This is a genomic window from Candidatus Rickettsia kedanie (genome assembly GCF_045865205.1).
Lineage (GTDB): Bacteria > Pseudomonadota > Alphaproteobacteria > Rickettsiales > Rickettsiaceae > Rickettsia > Rickettsia australis.
In genome coordinates, this window is record NZ_BAABMM010000014.1 from 1 (window position 1) to 7,149 (window position 7,149).

Genomic DNA, 7,149 nt, shown 5'->3' on the forward strand with positions numbered 1-7,149 from the left:
GTTACAGTGCTAATACTTATACTCTTCACTTCCCTTTTTAAATATCATTTTTTCTAGCTAACAGAGTTGCAATTAGCAAATTCCTTGCAAATTGCTTACTTACTTTCCTTAACTTGACGCGTATGATACGACGTAACACCTAGCAATCCAGCAGGATATAATACTCCGATTACAGGCTGAGGAGTCTTTGGTCCTAACAGTCTTGGCACAGGTGGAAATGCTCCTAGCGGTTCTGTAACCGGTGGAGTATTTACTCCGAGTGGTCCAAGTGTTGTGGCTCCAAGTGGTCCGGGTACGGGTGAAACGGCTGGCGGTAATATTGGTACAGGAGGCGGGAACCCATCAGTTGGTACAGGTGGAGCTACAGGCACTACGGGTAGTGGTCCAGCTAATGTTGGAAGCAATCCTTATGGTCCGGGCAACGTCTGTACAATACCAACCTCAAATGTAGGAGGTAACCCATCAGTTAGTACTGGTGGAGCTTCGGAGGTAATGTAGGTACAGGCGGCACAAGTTACAACGGTCCAGCATCAGGCGGCACAAGCTATGGTGGTGTAAGCTCTAACGGCGGTGTAACCAACAGTGGAAGCAGTCCATATGGTAATAGTGGTCATCCTACAACAACAGGTGTTGCTCCTGCTAATAATAGTAACAATATGGGAGGCAGTTCTGATGGTGGTATTCCTGCTATAGGTAGTAGCCGAGGTAATTCTTCAGGTACAGATAGTGGTGGAAATTCAGGTAGCGGAATAAGTCGTTCTAATGCAAATGATGGCTTTAATGCCGCTCATTATAATACTAGTACCGGTACTCAAGAAGTAGGTAAGAGACTTAAAACTCTTAAAGATGCTACAGAGGATGGTGTAAATCCTGCAGCAGAAAGTGCTGAATCACGCAAAAGAGGTGCAGCTGTCGGAGGCGTTGACTATGAACTCGATGAAGGTAACGCTAACGATATTAAAATTAATGAGCTACGTAATATTATAGGTGGTTATGAAACAGCACACGGTAAGTATCATTCAACTTCTTATAGCGATCAAGTAGTTGGGGGTTATAATTATCTATGGAAAGAAACTTCATTAGCACCGATGATAGGACTCAGACTTACTAAGATGAAAGATTCCGGTGATCAAGAATACGGTACTTCTTTCCAAAACCGCACTATTCAGAAGCGTCAATATAATAAGGTTGATGGTATACTCGGTGGTGAAATTAAAACAATTTTCTATAAGGATGAGTTCATAATTAGACCGCAAGTTCATGCCTTTATTAATTACGACTTTAAAGGTAAAACACCAGCAATCATTGCAGATCTTAACGGTTTTAATGAGCCTCTACCGGTACCATCACCTAAACCTACTAAAATGCTGTATGATTTAGGAGCAGGAGTAGTAAATAGAGTACGGAGTGCATTACGGGCTGAACTTAGCTAAAAAATACCATGCTCAATCTGGTACGCTAAGACTTAAAGTAAACTTCTAAAAACATGCATCAGTTAAGGATAAGAACTATAAAATTTTTATCCTTGGCTTGGTGGTAAATTTTATTTTATAATCAAAGATGAAGCTTAATATTTTCTATCTATTATCTTAATGGCTACCTTTATGAGAAACATGTCCTCCTGTAGCAGCTATTGCCTTTACTTTTTCTTTGTCTCTAGAGGCAAAGCCTTTGTTATTATTAGTCATAATTCCCTCCTAAATATTCGGGTTAGTGAATAATACATAACCACTTAATTATCTTGTGTTCGGTAGATCCATATATGATGGTAGAAAGATTTATATGGTAAGTCAACCTAAATTAAAATAAAAAATATTATAAACTATTATTCTTAACAATAAAGTTCATTACTGTTTACTTATAAAAAATTTATTTTTATTGTTGCTTTTTTAACCTTGACCTGAAAAAATTTAAGGAGTAGGCTTATAATTGCAACCAAAAATTAAGGAGGCTAACATGACAACTTTAGTGGGAACCTAAAATAATTTTGCCTATGCAATAAAAGAACTTGTAGAGCTTGATTACAATGCTATCGAAGCATATAAAGCTGCTATTAATAGAATTCTAATGTGAAGATTATAAAAAACAAATTGAAGGCATTTAAAACGGATCATGAAAGACATGTAAAAGAGTTAAATGAGCTTTTATCAAAACATAATGAGAAAACAGTAAAAGGATCGAGCATTAAGCAATGGCTAACAAAAGGTAAAGTGATACTTGCTGATTTAGTTGATGATAAAGCTATATTATATGTTATGCATACAAATGAAGAAGATACTAATACTGCTTGTGAAAGATTAAATGAGCATAATAATAAATGGCATGATGCATAAAAAACCTTAAAACAAGCTCTTTTAGATGAACAAAAACATAAAAAATGGATAGAAAAACAACTTGAAGAGTAAATCTACATAAATTAATAAGGAGTAAAAATAAATTTTACTCCTTATATAATCTAAGCGTTATAAATATTAGCTCTATGAACATTTCTAATAAAGATTTAATTATGGCTATTTTTTGCTGCAAATCATAACATATCTAAATCAACATTTAAAACAGTACTTAGTTTTTTTAGTGTGTCTATTGTACCTTTTCGTAATCCTTTTTCAATAGATGAGATATATTGCTTAGTTTTACCGATTTTAATAGCTAATTGCTCTTGGGATAACCCTCTATGTTCACGATAAACTTTAATCGGATTTTCGCCGTTTAAAATTTTTTGTACCAAAGCTTCAGGAAAATATTTCTCATTTTTGGCTATAGCTTCAGCGTATAATGTTTCATCGGTAATACATTGTTTTTTATTGATAAGTTCCTGATATTCATTAAAAGGTATAACAACAAAAGCAGGCTTTCCTTGATATTCTATTATATGTTTATTACTCATTTATAGACCTCTCCTCTAACGTCAACATTAATTACTAGAATTTCTAACTTTCCTTTATTTATGCTATATATAACCCTATAATCTCCAAGCCTTAATCTATACCCGTTATGTCCTATTAATTTTTGATATTATTATTTTCCTTATAAGGACTTAACTTTAGTTGTTCTAATATAGCTTTTCTTTTGTTTGTAGAAATTTTGAGTAAATTTTTTAAAGCTGTTTTAGCAAAGCTGAGTTTTTAGAGCTGGGAGTAGATCAATTTATAGTGTACTCTATTTAAGAATATTAGTCAACATATTGTTGACTAATACAAAAATTATATTTATAAATTTTGCTTTATCAGGAAAATTATAATCCTAAGTAAGTATAAAACTTAAATAATAAGTTGAATTTAGGCAGAATCCATTATACTAATATTTGTAATTATTTTTCAGGAACTGCGATAGTTTTTATGGTAATTGCATGTAGTTTTTTATTTAATATTTCAGACAGGGCGTGTTTTACTAATTTATGTTGATTAATTAAAGAAAGTCCATTAAATTGCACATCTGATATTTCTAATTCATAATGGTCTTGATCTCCTACTAAATCAGTAATTTTTATTATGCTGTTTGGAAAGGATTCCTTAAGTATTTTTTCTAACTCTTTTGCAGATATTGCCATTATTTTATCACTTTTTAGATATAAAAGCCTAAATATTAATTAAAGTTTTTTTGGTTAAAGTAAAGCTTTATATGAATTTTTATTATAGAATTTTAAACATTTATTGATAAACTCTACTCTTATGAATATAATAATTAATATTATTATATCATTTATTAATGATTATGAACAAAGAAACTGAAGAATTAAAATTATTTATCTTAGAATGTTTAAGTGAGAAAAAAGCAGAAGATATTGAGGTAATTGATTTAACAGGAAAACATAAATTAGCCGATTATATTATATTTGCTAGCGGTCGTTCGACTAAAAATGTTGGAGCAATTGCTGAATATGTGGCTTTAGAATTAAAAAATAATGCCGGTATAAATAGTAATATAGAGGGTCTTGGTAAATCAGAGTGGGTACTAATAGATGCAGGTGCTGTTTTAATTAATATTTTTTATCCTGAAGCACGGGAGCATTTTAAGCTAGAAGAAATTTGGAAAAGATGAACGATCATATTCTTATTAACGTTATAATTTTACTCGGTACTGCGGTTTTTATCGTGGCTATACTTAAGCGTCTTAGATTAAGTCCGGTACTTGGTTACTTAATTGCAGGAGCTGCAATAGGTGATCACGGTTTAAAAATCGTAACATATGACCAAACTAAGTTACTAGGTGAACTTGGTGTAGTATTTCTATTATTTGCGATAGGACTGGAGTTATCTTTTGAGCGATTAAAAGCTATGAGACGATATGTATTTGGTCTTGGTAGTTTGCAAGTTTTAACAACCGCTATAGTAATTGCCGGTGCAATGGTGCTTATAGACGGCAATAGTAGTGCAGCTATTATTACCGGCGGTGGTTTGGCCCTTTCATCTACGGCACTTGTTATGCAGGTTATTGAGGAAAATCGTAGTCAATCGACACAAATAGGAAGAGTTTCTTTAGCTATTCTATTACTGCAAGATTTGGCTGTAGTTCCATTGCTTGTGATAGTTCCGTTACTTGCCGGTAATAATAAAGCTTCGCTTGCAGCAGCTCTTGGTATTGCACTCTTAAAAGCCGTAATGGCCTTACTTACAATATTTATTGTTGGTCGTGTTTTTCTTCGTCCTGTATTTTCATTCATTTCATCAGAAAGTAATAATGCAAGCGAGTTACCTATTTCGATGACTTTGTTAATAGTACTTTCTGCTGCTTGGGCCACCGAAACATTTGGTTTATCTTTAGCTCTAGGAGCATTTGTTGCGGGAGTATTAGTTGCCGAAACTGAATTTAGATTGCAGGCAGAAGAAAGTATTTATCCTTTCAAAAGTTTATTTTTAGGATTGTTTTTCATGACTGTCGGTATGAATATCGACGCACTAGAAATGTATGAAAAAATATCTCATATTCTTACTTTATCTATTGCTTTAATAGGTATAAAAACCTTAATCATAACGGCTTTTTGTATTTTATTCGGTTTTAATAAAGGAGTTGCTTTTTATTCAGGCTTATTATTATCGCAAGGTGGAGAGTTTGGTTTTATATTATTCAGTTTAGGTAAGGATAGTGGAGTATTAGAAGAAAGTACTGCCGATATATTATTATTCGTAGTTACTTTTACTATGGCACTTACTCCATTACTCGCAGCTTTAGGGAAAAAGATTGCTGAAAAAGTTGATAAAGGACTCGGTAAAACTCCGACTCAAATGATTGAGCTTGGGGCAAGAGATTTAACAAACCATATTATTATTGCCGGCCTTGGTAATACCGGTAAAATGGTAGCAAGAGTTTTGGAAGCGGAAGGTATAAGTTACGTAATACTTGATTTAGATGATGATAGAGTCAAAGAAGAGCTATCAAACGGTTTACCGGTTTTTAAAGGTGATGTATCGCAAGCCGATACTCTAAAAGCATTAGGTACGGAAAGAGCATTCACTATAATACTTACTATGAATAATCAAGTAACTATCAAGAAATCGCTTAAAACAATTAGCGGTAATTATCAGGATATACCGGTTGTCGTTAAGTTAAAAAATTTAAAAAATGCTAGAGAGTTTTATGATTTAGGTGCCACAACTATTATTCCGGAAAGTTATGAGACTGGATTACAAATCGGTGGAACAGTCCTAAAAAATATAGGTATTAGCGAGCAGGAAATTAATAGAATAAAAGTACAATTTAGGCTTGGTAATTATATAATAGCAAAAAAAGAAGATGCTTTATCTGAAGTGGAAGATAATGATTAAAGTTTTTATCATTTTAATTACGATAATATTATCAACAACAATTAACGCCGATAATAAAAAATTGCCTATTCCGCGATTTGTTTCAATAAAATCTAATGAAGTAAATGCAAGGAGCGGACCAACCACTAAATCTGCCGTAGAATGGGTTTTTGTTAAAAAAGGCGAACCGGTAGAAATAACTGCAGAGTACGAGCAATGGCGACAAGTACGTGACATTAACGGTGAAGGTGGTTGGATACATTCAAGCGTTTTATCAGGTAAAAGATCAGTGATTGTTACCTCTGATAAGGAAATAGAGCTTACCAAATCCGTCGATTCTAAAAGCCGAGTTATAGCAAAATTAATGCCCAAGGTTCGCTGCTGTTTAAAAAAATGCAAAGAACAATTCTGTCAAATTACATGTAAAGATTATACAGGATGGATCTCAAAGAAAGCAATTTGGGGAGTATACAATCATAATGATAGATATTAATCCAATAGACTTCTTGCATAACCTCCGTCTAAAGGTAATTTGTACGTCAATCTGCTACTCCCATCCTCACATATTTATATACGCTGCGGTAGCAAGGGTTTCCTGATGATTCCTCTTTATAAGATAAGTTATGCAAGAAGTCTAATATCGATAATAAATTGTCAAAGTAGTTTACTACCTAAAATTAATTTACTATATATAAAAATATATTAAAAATGCAATTATTCATGCAAAGATATTTAGACGGTACAAATGATGTCGCATTTAAGAAATTATTTAGCAATAAAGTAAAATTAATAAATTTACTGAACTCTCTCTTAGGTTATCGAAAGAAGATAGGATTATAGATTTAAGCTATCTAACTACTGAACAGTTATCCTTATTGCTTGAAGGGAAAAGAAGTTTGTTTGATCTAAAAGTTAAAGATGAAACCGGTATATGGTATATAATCGAGATGCAGCGTAAAATGGAGAAAGATTATTTTAATAGAACGCAGCTTTACGGTTGTTATACCTACGTTAGTCAAATTAAGAAAGGTATGAAACATAAAGATTTATTGCCGGTAGTAATAATTGCTATCATAGGAACAAAAGCTTTGCCTGATGAATTGCCGTATATTAGCTATCATTACATAAAAGAAAGCAATACCCATAAACAATATTTGTTTTCATTAACTTATGTATTCATTGAATTGGGGAAATTTAAAAAAAAATGATCTTAAAGATGATACTGATGAATGGTTACATTTATTAAATATGCTTCGCAAGAACAAGAACCGCCTAAATAAACTAAACACCTCTCAGCTATAAGCTGAGAGGTGATAAAGTGGAATCGATTAGAAATCGATCATCATTAATAGGCTCACCTTCTTGCTCATCAATATACTGCTGTATCATTTCATCAGTAATATTA

10 protein-coding genes are annotated in these 7,149 nt (G+C 32.9%); 6 read left to right on the forward strand and 4 right to left on the reverse strand.

Features of this window, described 5'->3' with window-relative positions; translation table 11 throughout:
* Positions 1-95 precede the first annotated feature (95 nt).
* Positions 96-404: a hypothetical protein gene (locus ACKTSD_RS01645; protein WP_412707713.1), complete on the reverse strand. Its 309-nt coding sequence runs from the start codon at positions 402-404 to the stop codon at positions 96-98.
* Between the two features lie 252 nt (positions 405-656).
* On the opposite strand from ACKTSD_RS01645, the gene ACKTSD_RS01650 reads away from it, so the two are divergent.
* Positions 657-1,433 carry an autotransporter outer membrane beta-barrel domain-containing protein gene (locus ACKTSD_RS01650; protein ID WP_412707714.1) on the forward strand — a complete coding sequence of 259 codons (777 nt, stop codon included), beginning with the start codon at positions 657-659 and terminating at the stop codon, positions 1,431-1,433.
* Positions 1,434-1,589: 156 nt separating this feature from the next.
* Here ACKTSD_RS01650 and ACKTSD_RS01655 read toward each other — a convergent pair whose 3' ends face one another.
* Complete coding sequence (locus tag ACKTSD_RS01655) at positions 1,590-1,688, reverse strand: KGG domain-containing protein (protein ID WP_412707715.1); 99 nt, start codon at positions 1,686-1,688, stop codon at positions 1,590-1,592.
* A gap of 402 nt (positions 1,689-2,090) precedes the next feature.
* Between ACKTSD_RS01655 and ACKTSD_RS01660 the strand changes: the two genes are divergently transcribed.
* A complete protein-coding gene (locus ACKTSD_RS01660) occupies positions 2,091-2,333 on the forward strand; it encodes a hypothetical protein (protein WP_412707716.1) in 243 nt (80 codons plus the stop codon).
* A 194-nt stretch (positions 2,334-2,527) separates the two neighbouring features.
* Here ACKTSD_RS01660 and ACKTSD_RS01665 read toward each other — a convergent pair whose 3' ends face one another.
* Both ACKTSD_RS01665 and ACKTSD_RS01670 read right to left on the reverse strand, forming a co-directional pair.
* Positions 2,528-2,887 (reverse strand): helix-turn-helix domain-containing protein, encoded by a 360-nt coding sequence (locus tag ACKTSD_RS01665; RefSeq protein ID WP_412707717.1) that lies wholly within the window; start codon positions 2,885-2,887, stop codon positions 2,528-2,530.
* 423 nt (positions 2,888-3,310) lie between these two features.
* The gene (locus tag ACKTSD_RS01670) at positions 3,311-3,550 is read right to left on the reverse strand and encodes a BolA/IbaG family iron-sulfur metabolism protein (protein WP_412707718.1); all 240 of its coding nucleotides are present in this window, start codon (positions 3,548-3,550) and stop codon (positions 3,311-3,313) included.
* Between the two features lie 164 nt (positions 3,551-3,714).
* Here ACKTSD_RS01670 and rsfS point away from each other — a divergent pair, with 164 nt between their 5' ends.
* From rsfS to ACKTSD_RS01690, 4 genes are all read left to right on the forward strand, one after another.
* Positions 3,715-4,041, forward strand: coding sequence for a ribosome silencing factor (gene rsfS, locus ACKTSD_RS01675; RefSeq protein WP_412707719.1), 327 nt, complete (start codon positions 3,715-3,717; stop codon positions 4,039-4,041).
* Entirely contained in the window at positions 4,038-5,765 is a 1,728-nt protein-coding gene (locus ACKTSD_RS01680; protein WP_412707720.1) for a monovalent cation:proton antiporter-2 (CPA2) family protein, read from the forward strand. The genes rsfS and ACKTSD_RS01680 overlap by 4 nt, the downstream gene beginning before the upstream one ends.
* Complete coding sequence (locus tag ACKTSD_RS01685) at positions 5,758-6,237, forward strand: SH3 domain-containing protein (protein ID WP_412707721.1); 480 nt, start codon at positions 5,758-5,760, stop codon at positions 6,235-6,237. The genes ACKTSD_RS01680 and ACKTSD_RS01685 overlap by 8 nt, the downstream gene beginning before the upstream one ends.
* A gap of 343 nt (positions 6,238-6,580) precedes the next feature.
* Positions 6,581-6,952 (forward strand): Rpn family recombination-promoting nuclease/putative transposase, encoded by a 372-nt coding sequence (locus tag ACKTSD_RS01690; protein WP_412707722.1) that lies wholly within the window; start codon positions 6,581-6,583, stop codon positions 6,950-6,952.
* Positions 6,953-7,149 lie beyond the last annotated feature (197 nt).